At 59.3% G+C, this 17,174-nt stretch carries 17 protein-coding genes; 7 read left to right on the forward strand and 10 right to left on the reverse strand.

Annotated features, from left to right (window positions below):
* Positions 1-222: 222 nt before the first annotated feature.
* Together J1G34_RS17975 and J1G34_RS17980 are read right to left on the reverse strand one after the other, a co-directional pair.
* Positions 223-822 (reverse strand): tRNA-uridine aminocarboxypropyltransferase, encoded by a 600-nt coding sequence (locus tag J1G34_RS17975; protein WP_122561859.1) that lies wholly within the window; start codon positions 820-822, stop codon positions 223-225.
* A 5-nt stretch (positions 823-827) separates the two neighbouring features.
* On the reverse strand, positions 828-1,721 hold the full coding sequence (locus tag J1G34_RS17980) for a LysR family transcriptional regulator (protein ID WP_065884488.1): 894 nt from the start codon (positions 1,719-1,721) through the stop codon (positions 828-830).
* A 154-nt stretch (positions 1,722-1,875) separates the two neighbouring features.
* Between J1G34_RS17980 and speB the strand changes: the two genes are divergently transcribed.
* Together speB and J1G34_RS17990 are read left to right on the forward strand one after the other, a co-directional pair.
* Positions 1,876-2,826: an agmatinase gene (speB, locus tag J1G34_RS17985; protein WP_065893751.1), complete on the forward strand. Its 951-nt coding sequence runs from the start codon at positions 1,876-1,878 to the stop codon at positions 2,824-2,826.
* 166 nt (positions 2,827-2,992) lie between these two features.
* Positions 2,993-4,375: a sodium:solute symporter family protein gene (locus tag J1G34_RS17990; RefSeq protein ID WP_065936457.1), complete on the forward strand. Its 1,383-nt coding sequence runs from the start codon at positions 2,993-2,995 to the stop codon at positions 4,373-4,375.
* A gap of 69 nt (positions 4,376-4,444) precedes the next feature.
* Here J1G34_RS17990 and J1G34_RS17995 read toward each other — a convergent pair whose 3' ends face one another.
* The 3 genes from J1G34_RS17995 to ptrR form a co-directional block, all read right to left on the reverse strand.
* Positions 4,445-6,523: an FAD-dependent oxidoreductase gene (locus J1G34_RS17995; RefSeq protein ID WP_222994435.1), complete on the reverse strand. Its 2,079-nt coding sequence runs from the start codon at positions 6,521-6,523 to the stop codon at positions 4,445-4,447.
* 388 nt (positions 6,524-6,911) lie between these two features.
* The gene (locus J1G34_RS27280; protein WP_017737772.1) at positions 6,912-7,034 is read right to left on the reverse strand and encodes a PA1414 family protein; all 123 of its coding nucleotides are present in this window, start codon (positions 7,032-7,034) and stop codon (positions 6,912-6,914) included.
* A 143-nt stretch (positions 7,035-7,177) separates the two neighbouring features.
* A complete protein-coding gene (gene ptrR, locus J1G34_RS18000) occupies positions 7,178-8,071 on the reverse strand; it encodes a putrescine utilization regulator PtrR (protein ID WP_122561860.1) in 894 nt (297 codons plus the stop codon).
* A gap of 104 nt (positions 8,072-8,175) precedes the next feature.
* On the opposite strand from ptrR, the gene J1G34_RS18005 reads away from it, so the two are divergent.
* Positions 8,176-9,375 (forward strand): MFS transporter, encoded by a 1,200-nt coding sequence (locus J1G34_RS18005; protein ID WP_130138863.1) that lies wholly within the window; start codon positions 8,176-8,178, stop codon positions 9,373-9,375.
* Here J1G34_RS18005 and J1G34_RS18010 read toward each other — a convergent pair.
* The 3 genes from J1G34_RS18010 to J1G34_RS18020 all read right to left on the reverse strand — a co-directional run bounded on the left by J1G34_RS18010 (position 9,287) and on the right by J1G34_RS18020 (position 12,214).
* Complete coding sequence (locus tag J1G34_RS18010; RefSeq protein ID WP_130138862.1) at positions 9,287-10,729, reverse strand: NCS1 family nucleobase:cation symporter-1; 1,443 nt, start codon at positions 10,727-10,729, stop codon at positions 9,287-9,289. The two genes, J1G34_RS18005 and J1G34_RS18010, sit on opposite strands and share 89 nt — an antisense overlap.
* Before the next feature lie 197 nt (positions 10,730-10,926).
* The gene (locus J1G34_RS18015) at positions 10,927-11,325 is read right to left on the reverse strand and encodes a DUF2177 family protein (RefSeq protein WP_065896258.1); all 399 of its coding nucleotides are present in this window, start codon (positions 11,323-11,325) and stop codon (positions 10,927-10,929) included.
* A gap of 52 nt (positions 11,326-11,377) precedes the next feature.
* Complete coding sequence (locus J1G34_RS18020; RefSeq protein ID WP_065884480.1) at positions 11,378-12,214, reverse strand: CvfB family protein; 837 nt, start codon at positions 12,212-12,214, stop codon at positions 11,378-11,380.
* A gap of 324 nt (positions 12,215-12,538) precedes the next feature.
* Between J1G34_RS18020 and J1G34_RS18025 the strand changes: the two genes are divergently transcribed.
* From J1G34_RS18025 to J1G34_RS18035, 3 genes are all read left to right on the forward strand, one after another.
* The gene (locus J1G34_RS18025) at positions 12,539-12,718 is read left to right on the forward strand and encodes a hypothetical protein (RefSeq protein WP_003193095.1); all 180 of its coding nucleotides are present in this window, start codon (positions 12,539-12,541) and stop codon (positions 12,716-12,718) included.
* 206 nt (positions 12,719-12,924) lie between these two features.
* Positions 12,925-13,647: a TorF family putative porin gene (locus J1G34_RS18030; protein WP_222994436.1), complete on the forward strand. Its 723-nt coding sequence runs from the start codon at positions 12,925-12,927 to the stop codon at positions 13,645-13,647.
* A gap of 66 nt (positions 13,648-13,713) precedes the next feature.
* Positions 13,714-14,580, forward strand: a complete 867-nt coding sequence (locus J1G34_RS18035) for a DUF6279 family lipoprotein (RefSeq protein ID WP_222994437.1) — start codon at positions 13,714-13,716, stop codon at positions 14,578-14,580.
* A 169-nt stretch (positions 14,581-14,749) separates the two neighbouring features.
* Here J1G34_RS18035 and J1G34_RS18040 read toward each other — a convergent pair whose 3' ends face one another.
* A complete protein-coding gene (locus J1G34_RS18040; RefSeq protein WP_065887923.1) occupies positions 14,750-15,151 on the reverse strand; it encodes a transcriptional regulator in 402 nt (133 codons plus the stop codon).
* 154 nt (positions 15,152-15,305) lie between these two features.
* Between J1G34_RS18040 and J1G34_RS18045 the strand changes: the two genes are divergently transcribed.
* Positions 15,306-15,581 (forward strand): hypothetical protein, encoded by a 276-nt coding sequence (locus J1G34_RS18045; protein ID WP_222994438.1) that lies wholly within the window; start codon positions 15,306-15,308, stop codon positions 15,579-15,581.
* Positions 15,582-15,654: 73 nt separating this feature from the next.
* Here J1G34_RS18045 and J1G34_RS18050 read toward each other — a convergent pair whose 3' ends face one another.
* Positions 15,655-17,001: a DEAD/DEAH box helicase gene (locus J1G34_RS18050; RefSeq protein WP_065887921.1), complete on the reverse strand. Its 1,347-nt coding sequence runs from the start codon at positions 16,999-17,001 to the stop codon at positions 15,655-15,657.
* Positions 17,002-17,174 lie beyond the last annotated feature (173 nt).

Consider the following 17,174-nt stretch of genomic DNA (forward strand, 5'->3'; position numbering starts at 1 on the left):
GGGCCATCCCTGGCCCAGTGCGGCTAACCCGGCGTCCTGCCGGGTTGCCCACGGATTCAAGCCTGCGTTCGGCCAGCGTGGTTTAACGGGGCGCCTGAGATCAAGATCAAACGCAGATCAAGATCAAGAGCGACTCGCTTCGCATCGTGGTTACGGTTGGGCGCTACAGAGTTGTGTAGATACCTATGTCCCGATAGCCGCACCGAGATACCCCGCCTGTCCCTAATCCCCACCACCATGATTTCTCTGAAAAACCTCTTCCCCCATCGCCGCAATCTGCCCCTCGATCAACGCTTCAAAAGGTTTGAGCAACGTCTCGAACGATGCCGGCGCTTCCAGGACCTGCAACGCCTGCGCGATGGCTTCGACCGTCGACAAGGCGCCAGGTCCCGGCGCCTTGCGCAAGCGATACCGGGAGACGCCGCCATTGGCCAGCGTCACCCGAGGCAAGGCCGCCAGCAACGGGTTGAGGTGCAGCAACTTGCGTGCCTTGCGCCAGGTGCCGTCGGGCACCACCAGCAACAGCGGCTGATCGTCTTGTGCGTAGGCTTGCAGGGGTTGGGCATCATCAGCCGGAAACAACAGCCGCGCCTGATAGCCGGGCGGGTTCAACAGGGTCGCCAGGTCATCGAACACCTCTCCCACCACCAACTGCGCATTGTTCAACCCCAACACCGCCAGCCGCGCGGTATTGAGCGCGTGGTTGACCTCGCTCGGATGCTGCAGCAGCAACACACGGGTGCGACTTTGGAGACGCGGAATCAGCGGGCACAGGCAGTGGCTGACGGGCCTGAGACAATGGGAACACTGGGGTCTGGACATGTTTTTCAGGCCTGGTTGAGCTGGGCTTTAAGTAAATCGCGGAAAGTCTGGATCAGCGGCTCGCGGCCTCGCCCCCGGCGCATGATCATCGAAAACGGCGCCTGGTAGCCGAAGGTGGCCGGCAGCAGTACGCGCAGGTCGCCCTTGTCGGCCCAGGCCTGGGCGTAGTGCTCGGGCAGGTAGCCGATATAGGCGCCGGACAACACCAAAATCAGCTGCGCCTCCATGCTTTCCACGGTGGCCGCGCTGTGCTTGAAGCCATGGCGCGCGAGTTCGGCCTGGCTCCAGTAACCACGCCCGACCATACGTTGCTGGGTGATGACCTGCTCGGGGATACGCCGCTCGTTGAACAACGGGTGCCGGGTGCTGCAATACAGCCAGTGCTGCTCCCGGTACAGCGGCATGTAGATCAGCCCGCTCATGCGGTTGGAAAACGCGCCGATGGCCAGATCCAGGCGATTGTCCTGTACCCCCAGTTGCAGTTCATAAGGGCTCATGACCGACAGATGCAAATGGACTGCCGGGTGTTCGAGGCTATAGGCACCGATCACCTCAGCGAACGGCAGCGCTTTGTCGCTGACCGTGGAGTCGAGCACACCGAGCTTGAGGGTGCCGCGCAATTCGCCCTTCAACGCGGCGGCATATTGTTCGAAGCCTTCCAGTTCGCCCAGTAAACGCAAGGTTTCCTGATAAAACAGCTCGCCCTTGCTGGTCAGGCTGAAACCGCCACGCCCACGATGGCACAGCACCAGGCCCAACGCCGATTCCAGCTGGCTCATATAGGTGCTGATGGCTGACGTCGACAGGTTGAGTGCGTGTTGCGCGTTGGCGAACCCCTGGTGTCGCACAACGCTGACGAAGATGCGCAGCAGTTTCAGGTCGGGCAAGGCGTTGGCCATCAAATCTCCGCAGGCTCTCTTATTTAAACCGAGTTTACCCCAGGCGTTAGTTTAGAAAAATCTGAACTAAGTATTTGCCTCTGCCGATTCTTCCCTGCCCCCGCTTTTTACAGAATCGGCCTCCTGATAAACACAGCAACGATGAGGCAATCCCGTGGACAAGATTTTCCACCAACCACTGGGCGGCAACGAAATGCCGCGCTTCGCCGGCATCGCCACCATGATGCGCCTGCCCCACCTGCAAACGGCCGAGGGCCTGGACGCGGCCTTCATCGGCGTGCCCCTGGACATCGGCACCTCGCTGCGCGCCGGCACCCGCTTCGGGCCTCGGGAAATTCGCGCCGAATCGGTGATGATCCGCCCGTACAACATGGCCACCGGCGCTGCGCCGTTCGATTCGCTGTCGGTTGCGGATATCGGCGACGTGGCGATCAATACCTTCAATCTCCTCGACGCCGTGCGCATCATCGAACACGCCTACGATGAAATCCTCGAGCACGCCGTCATCCCCCTGACCCTGGGCGGCGATCACACCATCACCCTGCCGATCCTGCGGGCGATTCACAAGAAACACGGCAAGGTCGGGCTGGTGCACATCGACGCCCACGCCGACGTCAACGACCATATGTTCGGCGAGAAAATCGCCCACGGCACTACCTTCCGCCGCGCCGTGGAAGAGGGTTTGCTCGACTGCGACCGCGTGGTGCAGATCGGCCTGCGCGCCCAGGGCTACACCGCTGAAGACTTCAACTGGAGCCGCAAGCAGGGCTTCCGCGTGGTCCAGGCCGAAGAATGCTGGCATCACTCGCTCGCGCCGTTGATGGCCGAAGTGCGCGAAAAGGTCGGCGGCGGCCCGGTGTACCTGAGCTTCGACATCGATGGCATCGACCCGGCCTGGGCACCGGGCACCGGCACGCCGGAAATCGGCGGGCTGACCACCATCCAGGCGATCGAGATCATTCGTGGCTGCCAGGGCCTGGACTTGATTGGTTGTGATCTGGTGGAAGTTTCGCCGCCCTATGACACCACCGGCAACACCTCGCTGCTGGGTGCCAACCTGCTGTATGAAATGCTCTGTGTATTGCCCGGCGTGACGCATCGCTGATCAGCGCGTACACGCCTTGAACAGAATAAAAAGCATGGTCGCACTCTGAAAAACCCGGGGACTTCCAAGGTCCCCAATCACCGATGTACCTGACCTTGGCTCGCGCGCTTGCCGAGCCGACTGCCGCCTGATCGTCCATAAAAAATATAATCGGAGAATCACCGTCATGGCTTTGGATCTATTTGTCGTCCTCATCTACGCCGCCGGCATGCTGGTGCTCGGCTACTACGGCATGCGCCGCGCCAAGACCCATGAAGACTATCTGGTGGCCGGGCGCAACCTGGGGCCATCGCTGTATATGGGCACCATGGCCGCCACGGTATTGGGCGGCGCCTCCACCGTCGGCACTGTGCGCCTGGGTTATGTGCACGGTATTTCCGGTTTTTGGCTGTGCGCCGCACTGGGCGCGGGGATCATTGTGCTGAACCTGTTCCTGGCCAGGCCGCTGTTGAAGCTGAAAATCTTCACCGTCACCCAGGTCCTGGAGAAACGCTACAACCCCATGGCTCGCCAGGCCAGCGCAGTGATCATGCTGGCTTACGCACTGATGATCGCAGTGACCTCGATCCTGGCCATCGGCACTGTGCTGCAAGTGTTGTTCGGCCTGCCGTTCTGGATCTCGGTGCTGCTGGGCGGTGGCGTGGTGGTGGTGTATTCGACCATCGGCGGCATGTGGTCGCTGACCCTGACCGATATCGTGCAGTTCGTGATCAAGACGGTTGGACTGATGTTCATTCTGTTGCCGATCTGCCTGTACCGCGTCGGCGGCTGGGATGAACTGGTGGCCAGGCTGCCGGCATCGAGTTTGAGCTTCACCGCGATTGGCTGGGACACGATCATTACCTACTTCATGATCTACTTCTTCGGCATCCTGATCGGCCAGGATATCTGGCAGCGCGTATTCACCGCTCGCGACGAAAAAGTTGCGCGGTACGCCGGCACCTTCGCCGGGTTCTATTGCATTGTTTATGGACTGGCATGCGCATTGATCGGCATGGCGGCGCATGTGCTGATCCCGGAACTGGATAACGCCAACAACGCGTTCGCGGCCATCGTCAAAGCCTCACTGCCGGACGGCATTCGCGGCCTGGTGATTGCCGCAGCCCTGGCGGCCATGATGTCCACGGCCAGCGCCGGCTTGCTCGCCGCCTCCACCGTGCTGACCGAAGACTTGTTGCCACGGTTGCGCAGCGGCAAGCAGTCGAGCCTGGGCGTCAACCGCTTGTTCACCTTGCTGACCGGCATCGCCGTGATCGGCATCGCACTGGTGGTGAACGATGTGATCAGCGCCCTGACCCTGGCCTATAACCTGCTGGTGGGCGGCATGCTGATCCCGCTGATCGGAGCAGTCTTCTGGAAACGCGCGACCACCGCAGGGGCGATTACGTCGATGGGCCTGGGGTTCCTGACCGCGCTGGTATTCATGTTCAAGGATGGGCTGGATGCAAACACGCCGATTTATTACAGCCTCGCGGTCGCGTCGGTGAGTTTTGTGCTGGTGAGTGTGGTGTCGCGTAAACCGGGCGCCGTGGTGGCAGGCGTGGCTTGACCCCGTCCGGGCTTTAGAGCGGTTTCTTCAGCGGGTGCGACGGCGAATGTCACACCCGTTTTTTGTCCCTCAATGGTCAGACGTTCTGGCCAAGATGATCTCCTGAACCAAAGAGGCCCACACCAATCCCTGGGTAGTGCCTCCGGCATATGTGCCTCCGGCCGCGATTTGATGGTAGGCGGACCAATAAACGATCGAAAGCCCATCTGAAGTACCCGGCCTCGCACATTCGATTATTTGCAGGTCACTCTTTTCGACGGCTCTGCGGTAAGACTGTGGAAAATGCCGAGAAATAGCAGCAAGGCACGCCGCGAGTACTTGCTCTTTATATTCAAGCGTTGATCCAGGCGGAACCTGCCCGCCGGAGACAAGAATGCAATCCCCGTCCAGGCGGCAATTCATGACACCGACGGGTAGATCGTACTGCAACTTGAGCCCGCGCATTTCGGCACCTTCATGTCCAATCGCGGGCAGTTTGAAAAACCAACCGATGATCGCGATCACGTTGGGTTCCTCTACGCCCATGGCAGTGACAACGAAGTGATCTTTGCTCAGTTCACAAATGTGTTCCGACGTCAAAAGCCTGGACCGAAACTGAACCCCCGCACGTTGCAAAAGCCTCTCCAACTCCAGAATCAGATCGTCGAATGCCACCTCGTAGCCGGATACTTCTATAGCCCGGCCGACACCATGAACGCCGTAACTTGCCTGGATTTGCGTATGACTGATCTCTGCAACTTCACCTCCTGGCTTGCCGCTCGGCCAAGGACGGCGTTCGATATCGCGCTGTTCGCGTATCGCGCCTTCTACATCAGTGGTATCGCCTATATAGGCTCTTACAATCCGCGCGTGCGCAAAGGGTGCCAGCGACGGGTTGTCAGCCAGAAGTTTTTCAAACAATTCAATGCCTGCTCGGTTGCATTCAACGGCCAAATGCTGATTTCCGCAGAGCAGGTACTGATTATGGAGCGGCTTTGCCGTCGTCTCCGTCGCTGACAGGTGACGCATGTTCACCTGCTTGTGGCTGGCGCCATCGCTCTGCCGGTTGCGGCCGTATACGTCGACTTGATAATTGGCCAGGCGAAACATCACGGCTTGAAAAAGGCCGTTGATCCCTCTGCCGATGATCGACACGCGTGGCGCATCGGCCTCTATCTGCTGAACGGGAATCGCCAATGACTGTACAACTTTGCGCCTGGCAAGACCGTGCAAAGCCGTCAAGCTCAATTGGATTGCGACGGCATAGTCGAGATCGCACTGGCAGGCTTCTGCAGTTGCCGCCTGCGCCGTCAGCGTCGCCGGTTTGCGCCACGTGGAGACACTACAGCCGAGCTTTTGCGCGCGCATTCGAAACGCGTCCAATGTGACGAGCCCATAGTCCAATACAAGCTGGATGCCCTCGGCTCGCGCCAGGGCCTGCAAAGCGTCATCGCTGAACACGTCCGGTTTGGCGACGCAAACAACGCGAGCCTGTTTGTGCAGACATTGAATAAGGGCACGGTCAATACGACGGGTGGAGTCCTTAGTCAGAGATAAACACAGAGCGACTGCACGGGCCCCCTTCATCGCCTCGAACCAGTCGACTACTAATGACACCCGGCTGTTTTGGGAGACTTTTCTGCCAAGTGCCGAAGGGCAGCGGCTTAACACCTTAATTCGAACATCCGGGTCTCGATCAAGGAGTAACGTGACAAGTTCCTGACCGACATTGCCATATCCCAGCACGCAGATGTCACGGGGTATCGAGCCATCGGCCAATGTCAGCCAGCGCGCAATATAAGCAGCGACATGCGGCGCGTTCACACCGGGCGTGTTGACCACTTGAATCCCTTTGGATGCGCACAGGTCCAGTCGAACCTTATCGAGGCTCGTCCCCCTGCGAATCAGATGCAGGTTTCCAAATGGGTGGGCTGAACGCCAGAGGTCTATGACGTCTGCATCCATGGCTTGGTCCCCAACAACGATTGTTGCTGGACGCAAAAGCCCGATCTGGGTGAGCAACGCCTGCTTGGTTATTGTCGGGGAGAGAAACACGATGTTGTCCGGAGCATCAGCTTTCCAGCCTCTGGAAACCGGCGCGATATGTAAAATGCTCTCGGTTGTGGCGATCAAGGATGCGGCGACGGGCGGAACGGGAAAGCGCGTCATGGCTTAGTCTCCAATAACTCTGACTTAGTAATGCCCCGAAGAGAGGTTTTATAAAGTTTGGAGTTACGGAAGCGGCCGTTCTCTATTCCTGGGTTTTGTTTGACCTTTCCACAAAGAATTGCAACAACCGATGAAATTCCGTAACGGAATTCAACCTACGCTCATCTTTTAAAATGAATAAGCCAGCCAATTCTGACGAGCGAGTAGCCCAATTCCGACATTTGAAGGCGAGAGAGGCAAGGCGCTTTAACCGATCTTCGTGCCTGTCACAAACGAAATATGGGAGCGAACCTGCTCGCGAATGCAGTAAACCAGTCAACTACTTATCGACTGACTCACCGCATCGCGAACAAGCCCGCTCCCACAAGAATACCGGGTTGGCTGGGGATCAACGCCGACGTGGGCGGCGTTGCTCGTCATCGGTACGAATCGGCACCGGCTGCAGTGGAGGCTCGATCAAGCCCAGCGCAACGCCAAGGTCATGGAGCCAGGTTTGAATTTTCTCTTTCATGATTTGCCCCCTTTGAGGGTAATGCGGGTAGACGCCTGTCTTGTCGCCCTTTCCTACACTGATAGTAGCCCTAAGTCCTATGTATTGCTTGCGCGAAACCACAACGAACTATTACTGAATGGATCAGGATCCTGTCGATTCGTTCAAGCAATCTCGCGCCTGTCTTGCACGCTCTCTGCCTGGCTCGCCTGCTGCAGCTCGATCCATGCATTGAGGTTAGCGCCGAGCATACCCTTTCGCCACATCAACCAGGTGGTGGCAGTGGCAAAAGGCCCAGTCAGCGGATGAACGGACACACTGTCCTTGCCCGGCAGGCTCTCGAGCATGGATTCGGACATCATTGCCACGCCTGAGCCCGCGATCACACAAGCCAGCATGCCCTGGTAGGACTCGATCTCGATGGCGCGGCCCATGGCCACGCGCTCGTGGGAAAACCAGGTCTCCAGGCGGGTGCGATAGGCGCAACTGCGGCGGAACGTGAAAACCGAGCGGCCGGCCACATCCTGGGGGCCGCGCACCGGCGGGTGGTCGGCCTCGCAAATGATCACCAAGCGCTCTTCGCACAGCGGCACGCCGTCCAGCGTGGCAATCGTCAATGGACCATCCACCAGCGCCGCATCCAGCCGCCCGGTGATCAAGCCTTCGAGCAGTTCGCCGCTCGGCGCGGATTGCACCTGCAAATTCACCATCGGGTAGGCCTTGTGATAACGCGCCAATAGCGTGGGCAAGTGAATCGCCGCCGTGCTGTACATGCTGCCGAGGACAAAATCACCCGCCGGTTGCCCGCCCTGCACGGCGCCATGAGCTTCATCGTGCAGGGCCAGTAGACGGGTGCTGTAGTCCAGCAGCACTTTACCCGCAGGAGAAAGCTGCAAACGCTGGCGTTCACGCACGAACAGCTCGACGCCAAGCTGTTCTTCCATTTGCTTGAGCCGGGTCGACAGGTTCGACGGCACCCGGTGCAGGCGCTCAGCGGCGCGGGTGATGGAGCCCTCTTCCGCTACCGCCTGGAAGATGCGCAGTTGACTGAACTCCATAGCCTTTCTCCAAAACTGAACAAGTTACTCACTATTATTCATTTTTACAGAAAGTCAATCCGCTTTAGCCTGACGGTCTTCGCTTTCTCGCAGGACACGTGCACATGTCACCGCTGATTCGCTTAACCGCCAGCTTTGTCGCCCTGATGATGGCCATGGGCATCGGCCGCTTTGCCCTGACTCCGCAGATGCCGCATTTGCTCAGCGAAGGTCAGATCGACCTGACCGGTGCCGGGTTGATCGCGGCCGCCAATTACCTGGGTTATTTCGTCGGTGCGGTGGACTCGATCTTCGCCCGCAGTCATCACCACATTAAAGGGCGCTTGTACGGCGGGTTGTGGCTCTGCGTGCTGCTGACCCTGGCGTCCTTTTGGGCCCACGGCTTCTGGCCTCATCTGCTGCTGCGTTTCGGCACCGGTGTCGCCAGCGCCTGGGCCCTGGTGATGATTACCAGCCTGAGCCAGCCGCTGGCGATTGCCGCCGGCAGGCCACGCCTGGGAGCGCTGGTATTCGCAGGACCTGGCTTGGGCATTGTGCTCACCGGACTGCTGGCGCTGGGGTCCAACCTGTTGGGGCAAAGCTCCGCAACGCTGTGGTTGGTGTATGGCGCGGTGGCACTGGTGATGCTGCTGGCCATCCTGCCATTCCTGCCAACGCCGACCACGCTGGCTGCGCCCGCCTCCAACGCGGGTAATAACGGCAGCATCGCGCACTTGGGCTGGATCTACTTCCTGTTCGGCCTGGGCTACATCATTCCAGCGACTTTCCTGTCGCAGATGGCCACTGCGCAGTTCAAGGGCGCCTGGCAGGCCGACTTGTTCTGGCCGTGCTTTGGCCTGGCCGCTGCGATGGGCGTGGTGATAGCCAGCCTGCGCCGCAAGGACCCGAACACCACCCGGCGCTGGCTGATGACCACGCTGTGGCTGCAGGCGGCCGGCGTATTCACGTGCCTGCTGGGCAATACCTGGGGCCTGGCGCTGGGAGTATTGCTGTGCGGCGCACCGTTTCTGGCGTGCATGCAATTGGTCATGGCGCGCCTGCGCGAGATAGCGCCCCACGGCTACCAGCGCAGCACCGGCCTGTTGACGGCAAGCTTTGCCATCGGCCAATTGAGCGGGCCGCTGCTGGCCTCGGTGAGCAGCCACTTGAGCGGCGGCCTGCAACCGGCACTGGTGATTGCCGGTTGCGGTCTATTGGTGGCCGGCGGTGTCGTGCTCAGCCAGCGACCAGAGGGGTCGGCAAGCGCACCTGCTCACGCCGTGCCAGTACCAGAAAAAACAGCCCTCCCAGGAAGCAGCCGGTAAACCAGGCGAAATTGGCCATGCCTTGCAACGCCGGCGTGAAGGTGATGGCGACGCCCACCAGCGTCGCCGGTACCAAGGCCTTGACCGCCGTCCAGTTCACCCCGCCGTCGAAGTAATAGCGTCCGCTCGGGCTGTCATCGAACAGCGCATCCACGTCGATCTGCTGCTTTTTGACCAGGTAAAAATCCACCAGCAGGATGCCGAACAGCGGCCCGATAAACGCGGCCAGGATATCCAGGGTGTAGTGAATCATCAGCGGGTTATTGAACAGGTTCCACGGCGTGATAAAGATCGACGCCACGGCGGCGATCATTCCACCCGCACGCCAGCTGATTTTGCTCGGCGCAATGTTGGCGAAGTCGAACGCAGGCGAGACAAAGTTGGCGACGATATTGATGCCGATAGTGGCGGTCACGAACGCGAAGGCGCCCAGCAACACGGCCATGCTGTTGTCGATGCGCGACACCGTGCCGATGGGGTCATGCAACATTTCGCCAAATACTGGCAGGGTGCCCGAGACGATCACCACGGTTACCAGAGAGAAGGCCAGGAAGTTCACCGGCAGTCCCCAGAAGTTGCCACGGCGCACGTCCTGCATGCTGCGGCAGTAGCGACTGAAATCGCCAAAATTGAGGGTGGGTCCGGAGAAGTACGACACCACCAGCGCCGTCGCCACGATCACCTGACCGAAGGCCTGCCAGCCCGACAGCGACTTTTCCGCCAGGGTAAAGCTGATATTCGCCCAACCCGCTTTCCACACAATCCAGCCGGCCAGGGCAAACATCACCGCATACACCACCGGGCCGGCCCAGTCGATAAAGCGGCGGATGGATTCCATCCCGGCCCAGAACACGGCGGCCTGCAGCACCCACAATGTAAGAAAGCCGAACCAGCCCAGGTACGACAACCCGGCAAAGTGCGGCTCTGCATACACAGCCATCGACGGGAAAAAGCGCAGCACCACGATGATCAAGGCACTCGACGCCAGGTACGTCTGAATGCCGTACCAGGCAACCGCGATCAGGCCACGGATCACCGCAGGAATATTCGCACCAAATACACCAAATGCCAGGCGGCAAATCACTGGATAAGGCACCGCCGCCTGCTGACTCGGCTTGGCCACCAGGTTGGCGATCAGTTGCACAATGCAAATGCCCGCGAGCAAGGCGATCAACACCTGCCAACTGGCAAGCCCCAGGGCGAACAGGCTGGCGGCGAACACGTAGCCGCCGACGCTGTGCACATCGCTCATCCAGAAGGCGAAGATGTTGTACCAGGTCCATTTCTGCGGCAGTGGGCCCAGGTCCTGGTTATACAGCCGTGGGCTGTAGCCGTTGGGCAATTGGTCGGTCATCGCGGGACTCCTCGTAATATCGCCCTGCGTTGCCGTAGCGATATGCATACGGTACGCAGTATGGGTTGTATACGAGGTAGTCAGCAGAATGCATGCCAATGGCACACAATGCCCGTGGAACGGCGCTCCAAAGACATTATAAAGGTTCAGATAGAACAGCTATGCGCAGCAACGGTGCAAGACAATCCTGTACACAATCACTGACGCACCCGTTGTGCACACAGGAAGCCGACTGTGCAACAGATCGCCGTGAGCACAGTCCCCCACGCCATGTCCATTACCGCCAGGCCTGCGGACCAGCCTTGCAGCGTGGCCCAATTGCTCAGGTCGTAAGTGCCATAGGCCACCAACCCCAGCAAGGCCCCCAAACGCGCAGCGCGTTGCCAGCTCGCGCTGGGCAAGACAACGAATATCACGCAACCGAGGACATACAGCAGATAGAACACGACGGCGGGCAACAGCCGGGGCTGATCGAGCATCAGCGAGCCGAGCAGGCTTTTATAGGTAGGTCCCATCAGGACGCCCAGCCAGAGGCCGTCCAGCACCAGGAAGGCGACCAGCGTACCGAGGTAGGCAAACAAGGTTTTCTTCGACATTTGACCATCCACTGTAGGAGCAAGCGTGCTCCTACAGCAGAGCCGGCCGCACTCAGCTTAGTTCAATGCGATCGGCATGAATCACAATCTGCCCCTGCTTGTAGAGCGCACCAATGGCCTTTTTGAAGTTGCCTTTGCTCACACCGAACAAGTTGCTGATGACGGCGGGATCGCTTTTATCACTGACCGGCAAGGTGCCGTTGTTGTCACGCAATTTGGCGAGGATCTTCGAGTTGAGGCTGGAAGCCGCTTCCTGGCCAACCGGCTGCAGGCTCAGGCTGATGTTGCCATCGGCGCGGATCTCTTTGATAAAGCCTTTCTCTTCCTTGCCCGGGCGCAGGAACTTGAACACTTCGTTCTTGTGGATCAGGCCCCAGTGTTTGTTGTTGATGATCGCCTTGAAGCCCATGTCCGTGGCTTCGGCCACCAACAGGTCGACTTCCTGGCCCACCTGGTAATTGGCCGGCGTTTTGTCCAGGTAGCGATCAAGGCGCGCGGTGGCGGTGATGCGCCGGGTGTGCTTGTCGAGATAGACATGCACCACGCAATATTCACCGGCGCTCAGCTGACGCTTTTCTTCCGAATAAGGCAGCAACAGATCCTTGGGCAGCCCCCAATCGAGGAACACGCCGATGCTGTTGACTTCCACCACTTTCAAACTGGCAAATTCGCCCACTTGAACTTTGGGTTTTTCAGTGGTGGCGATAAGTTTGTCATCACTGTCCAGATAAATGAAAACGTTAAGCCAGTCTTCATCTTCACTGGGAATGTCCTTGGGGATATACCGATTAGGCAAGAGGATTTCACCGTCTTGCGCACCATCCAGGTACAAACCAAAGTTAGTGTGTTTAACCACTTGCAAGCTGTTGTAGCGCCCGACTAAAGCCATTTCCAGATACCCTCATTGCGTGGGCGGCATTCTACCCGAGTTGAGCCAGACACGCGCGCGCGCCTGAAAAATCCGCAGGCCGACGTGGCGCTGCGATGGCAGTGCCCCGCTCGTCTGATCAATCCTGCGAATTTTACCCGTCGCCAACACCGGTACGTTTCAAGCTTTCGAGTTAAAACAGTCAGTTAGCGGGTTATTGGGTTGCTCAAGTTCGGTCTTTTGCAGAGGCGACATTTAATTCCCAAGGGATATTTGCCAAGCAATTGTCAAGTAATTCCTGTACGATGCCTGGCCAAGTTAATTTTCTACAGGTTAGTGGCCGCCATGCGCGTAAAAGCATCCAACAGCAAAGCAAAGCCAGCTCCCGCCGTTGAAACCAGCGAATCGATCAACAGCCAGATTGCTGCGTTCCTCAAGTCCGGTGGCGAAATCCAGCAAATTGCCAAGGGCGTGAGCGGCCAGACTTTCGGCCCGTCCAAGCAGATCAGCCTGGGCAAAAAGTAATACCCGCGCAACGCACCTGGTCCCTAAGCGTCTTGCCTTCAAGGCGCTAGGACTAGAGCCCGAAACACCTTCGCAACACCTTGATCCTCATCCCAATCGACGAACGGGCCTCACCTGCGAGCTTTCGCCGGTATCCTTGCACACGTCTAGCACGGGCATCTGCCCATCCTTTTCCTCACTGCTCCTCGCTTTTCATGGAGTGAAGCATGCTCAAATCCTGCATGTTACTGGTCAGCGCGCTTGCCGTGTGTCCGCTCGCCGAAGCGCAGATTTTCCAGCGCGAATTGGGCGACTTCGACCTGAAATTGGGTACCACCCCCAGCCGCACCATGGCCCAGGGCCTGGTCAAGCCGACCTCCCCCGGCAGCGACGCATTCCATGGCGGGCTGGACCTGAGTCACGACAGCGGCCTGTACTTCGGCCAGTTTTCACCGAACATGGGGTTGTCCTCGCCCAGCACCCTTGAAGTGGATTCCTATATGGGGTTCAAGCATCCCTTCGACCAGACCCTGGGCTACGAAGTGGGCTTGATTCACTACAGCTACCCCAAGGTCAGCCCCCTCGACAGCCAGGCGTTTTATGGTGGCCTGAACCTGCTGGGCAACCGTTTCGGCGTGTCTTTCAGCAACGACCCCGACCGCCAGGACAGCACGCTGTTTGCCGACCTCGGCGGCACCCAGCCTTTCGGCGTCGGCGTCAGCGTGAAGTACACCACCCATCAACTGGGCACCCCGGTGTCGGTGGAGAACGGCGCCATCAGTAGCTTCAGCGACTGGTCAGTGCAACTCTCCAGGGCCTGGAAAGGGGTCGACCTTGACCTGATCTACAGCGACTCCAGCCTCAGTGGCGGGGACTGCTCGGCCTACTCCGGACACAATTCGCAATGTGACGGTCTGTTGACCTTGAAGGCTGTCCGGTCGTTTTATTGATGGGCTGAACTGTCGCCCCTTGTGCAGGTTCACATGCATTAATCCCAACCGTGCAAGGACCTGCCCATGTTGCGTCGGCTCAAATTTATGGTGTTATTGCTGACCCTGAGCCTGGTGCTCGCCGGCTGCAATCGCGTGGGCCTGGCCTACCGTAATCTTGACGTGATCATCCCCTGGACCCTCAACGACTACCTGGACATGAACGCCGGGCAGAAGAGCTGGTTCAATGACAAACTCAAGGAGCACCTGGCCTGGCACTGCACCACGCAATTGCCGGGTTACCTGGACTGGCTGGACCGCCTGCAACAGATGGTCGACGCCAATCAGGTCACCGACGCCGCCTTGCAGGCCCGCACTGTCGAAGCCAAACAGGCCATCGCTGAAATCGCGCGTGAAATCACCCCGTCTGCGGTGCAATTGCTGCAAGGTCTGGATGATCAGCAGGTCAAGGAGATGAACGACGCCCTGGCCAAAGACCTGCGCAAACGCCAGGACGAATACCTCAAGCCGCCGCTGGCCCAGCAGATCAAGGAGCGCGCCGAGCGCATGAGCAAGCGTCTGGACGCCTGGATCGGCCCACTCAGCGCCACCCAGCAGCAGCGGGTGGTGGCCTGGTCCGAGGCATTGGGAGATCAGAACAACGAGTGGATCGGCAACCGCGCGCACTGGCAGGTGCAGTTCAGCGAGGCGCTGCGGCAACGCAACAGTCCCGGGTTTGCGCAAAAAATGCAGCAGTTACTGGTGGACCGGGAAAGTCTTTGGACCCCCGAGTACCGGGCGGCCTACGCACAGACCGAAGCGGCGGCGCGTAGTTTGATTGTGGATTTGATGGCGCAGAGCACTGAGCAACAGCGCATGAAGCTGAGCCAGAAAATCGACAAAGTCCGTGGCGATTTTCAGGCCCTCAAATGCCTCAAGGCTGCCTCTGCGTGATGTGGGTAAGGGCGTGCTTTCGATAGCAGCGCGGGACAAGCCCTACCGCCGTCTGTAGGAGCGAGCTTGCTCGCGAAAAACTCACAGGCACCGCGCTCATTCAGAAAGCACGCGTTATCGTTGACGTTTTTCGCGAGCAAGCTCGCTCCTACAGGGTTATGCGGGGTGTTCAGATGGCGCCGCCGGCAATTGCGGCCTTGGAGGCCACGTGATCGAAGGTGGCTTCGTCCAGCGCATCTTCCTGTTGGTCCAGCACATGGCGTGGATGGTGTTCGCCTGGAATGGAACTGTCGATCAGGGAAAGCAGGCTTGAACCGCGCGGCGTCAGGATGAAATTCTCCCCATTGCCGCCTTCCTCCTGCGGACGCGATTCGATAAACCCGCGCTTGAGCAACAGGGCTTCGTAATCCGCAGCCGTCTTTTTCAGCGTATCCAGGTTGCCTACGGGCTCGCCCGCCGTGGCCTTCTCGGCGGCTTCCTGCTCGGCGTACTTGCGCGGAGCGAAGCTGCCCTCACCGTTTTGCACTTCATGCAGCAGACGTTCGATCAGATCCCAGTTGTAAGTCGTCATCCTGATTCCTCCTGCAGGCCCACGGAAAAGTAGCCCGTCTAGAGGTGTGACACGCCAGCTCAGCCGCCGTTCAGCCTGATCGACGGGCGTCATTTCGCTGAACTTTCCCGACGTTCGCCCCCTCAACCGTACACAATCGCCAAGGAGGTCGCCCATGAAAACCCTGATGAACCTGGCCGTCGTCGCCGCGCTGCTGAGCAGCGTGCCCGCTTGGGCCTGCACGCCGGAGGAAGCCACCGCCAAGCGCGAGCAACTGGCGCGGGAAGTCACCCAGCTCACTGAGCAGAACCCGACCAAGGCCAAGGAGATGAATGACGAGCTGCAGAAAATGGACCTGGACACCGAAAGCGCGGAATTTCCCGACAAGTGCCAGTTGATTGATGCGCGCCTCAAGGAACTCAAGGAAGCGGCGGCTAAAGCCAAAAGCTGAATGCAGGCGTGGACGCGGAGCGTCCCGGGAGTCGTTCCCACGCGGAGCGTGGGAACGATCGGTCAGACGGATGTTACTCGGCAGCCGGCGCTTCTGGCTTGCGACGCTTGAGCGGGGCCATGCCGTCCTTGCTGACGAGCGACAGGTTGTCGGTCTTCGGCCGATTGGCGATCTTGCGCTTGGTCGGTGACTTGGCGCCGGCCTTTTTCTTTTCGCCCTTGGCGTCAGTCTTTTTCTTCTTCACCCCAACGGCCTTGCCCGAGGCCTTGACCTTCTTCGGCCCGGTGTAGGTGCCTTTGACTTCCTTGATGGTGCGGCGCTCGAACGATTGCTTGAGGTAGCGCTCGATGCTCGACATCAGGTTCCAATCGCCGTGACAGATCAGCGAGATGGCCAGGCCATCGTTGCCGGCACGCCCGGTACGGCCGATACGGTGCACGTATTCGTCGCCGCTGCGTGGCATGTCGAAGTTGATCACCAGGTCCAGGCCATCCACGTCAAGGCCGCGCGCGGCGACGTCGGTGGCGACCAGGATCTTCACGCCGCCCGCCTTGAGGCGGTCGATGGCCAGTTTGCGATCCTTCTGGTCCTTTTCGCCGTGCAGCACGAATGCCTTGTATTCCTGCGCCACCAGGCGCCCGTAGATCCTGTCGGCAGCGGCGCGGGTGTTGGTGAAGACGATCGCCTTCTGATAGGTCTCGTTGGCCAGCAGCCAATTGAGGATCTGTTCTTTATGCACGTTGTGGTCAGCGGTGACGATCTGCTGACGCGTGGTCGCGTTCAGGTCGCTGACGTTGTTGACCTGCAGGTGTTCGGGGTCGTTCAGCACCTTGGCGACCATGTCGCGCAGGGTCGAGCCACCGGTGGTGGCGGAGAACAGCATGGTCTGCTGGCGGTTGACGCATTCGGCCACCAGGCGCTGCACGTCGTCGGCAAAGCCCATGTCGAGCATGCGGTCGGCTTCGTCAAGCACCAGCACTTCGACTTCCTTGAGGTCGAGGTTGCCGGCATTGAGTTGCTCGATCATGCGGCCCGGGGTGCCGATCAGGATATCCGGGACCTTGCGCAGCATGGCGGCCTGGACCTTGAAGTCTTCGCCACCGGTAATGATGCCGGACTTGATGAAGGTGAACTGCGAGAAGCGCTCGACTTCCTTCAGGGTCTGCTGGGCCAGCTCGCGGGTCGGCAGCAGGATCAGGGTCTTGATGCTGACGCGGACTTTAGCCGGGCCGATCAGGCGGTTGAGGACCGGCAGGACGAAAGCAGCGGTCTTGCCGCTACCGGTTTGCGCCGTCACCCGCAGGTCACGCCCCTGGAGCGCGAGCGGGATGGCCGCTGCCTGCACAGGCGTAGGCTCGACAAATTTAAGCTCGGCCACGGCTTTGAGCAGGCGTTCGTGCAGGGCGAATTGGGAAAACACGGGTGCTACCTCGAAGAAATACAAAATATCAGCTGCATAGGTTACCGGTTTCGGGCGTCCAAACCGAGTTTCTTTACGCGAACGGTGCTAATCAGCTGGTTTTTTGTCAGCGATTTTGTCCGTGGCGTCAACTTTGTTGCACTTAAATGCTCTAATCGGCCCGTGTTGTCTTA

It is taken from the genome of Pseudomonas sp. Wu6, from assembly GCF_019891515.1.
Lineage (GTDB): Bacteria > Pseudomonadota > Gammaproteobacteria > Pseudomonadales > Pseudomonadaceae > Aquipseudomonas > Aquipseudomonas orientalis_A.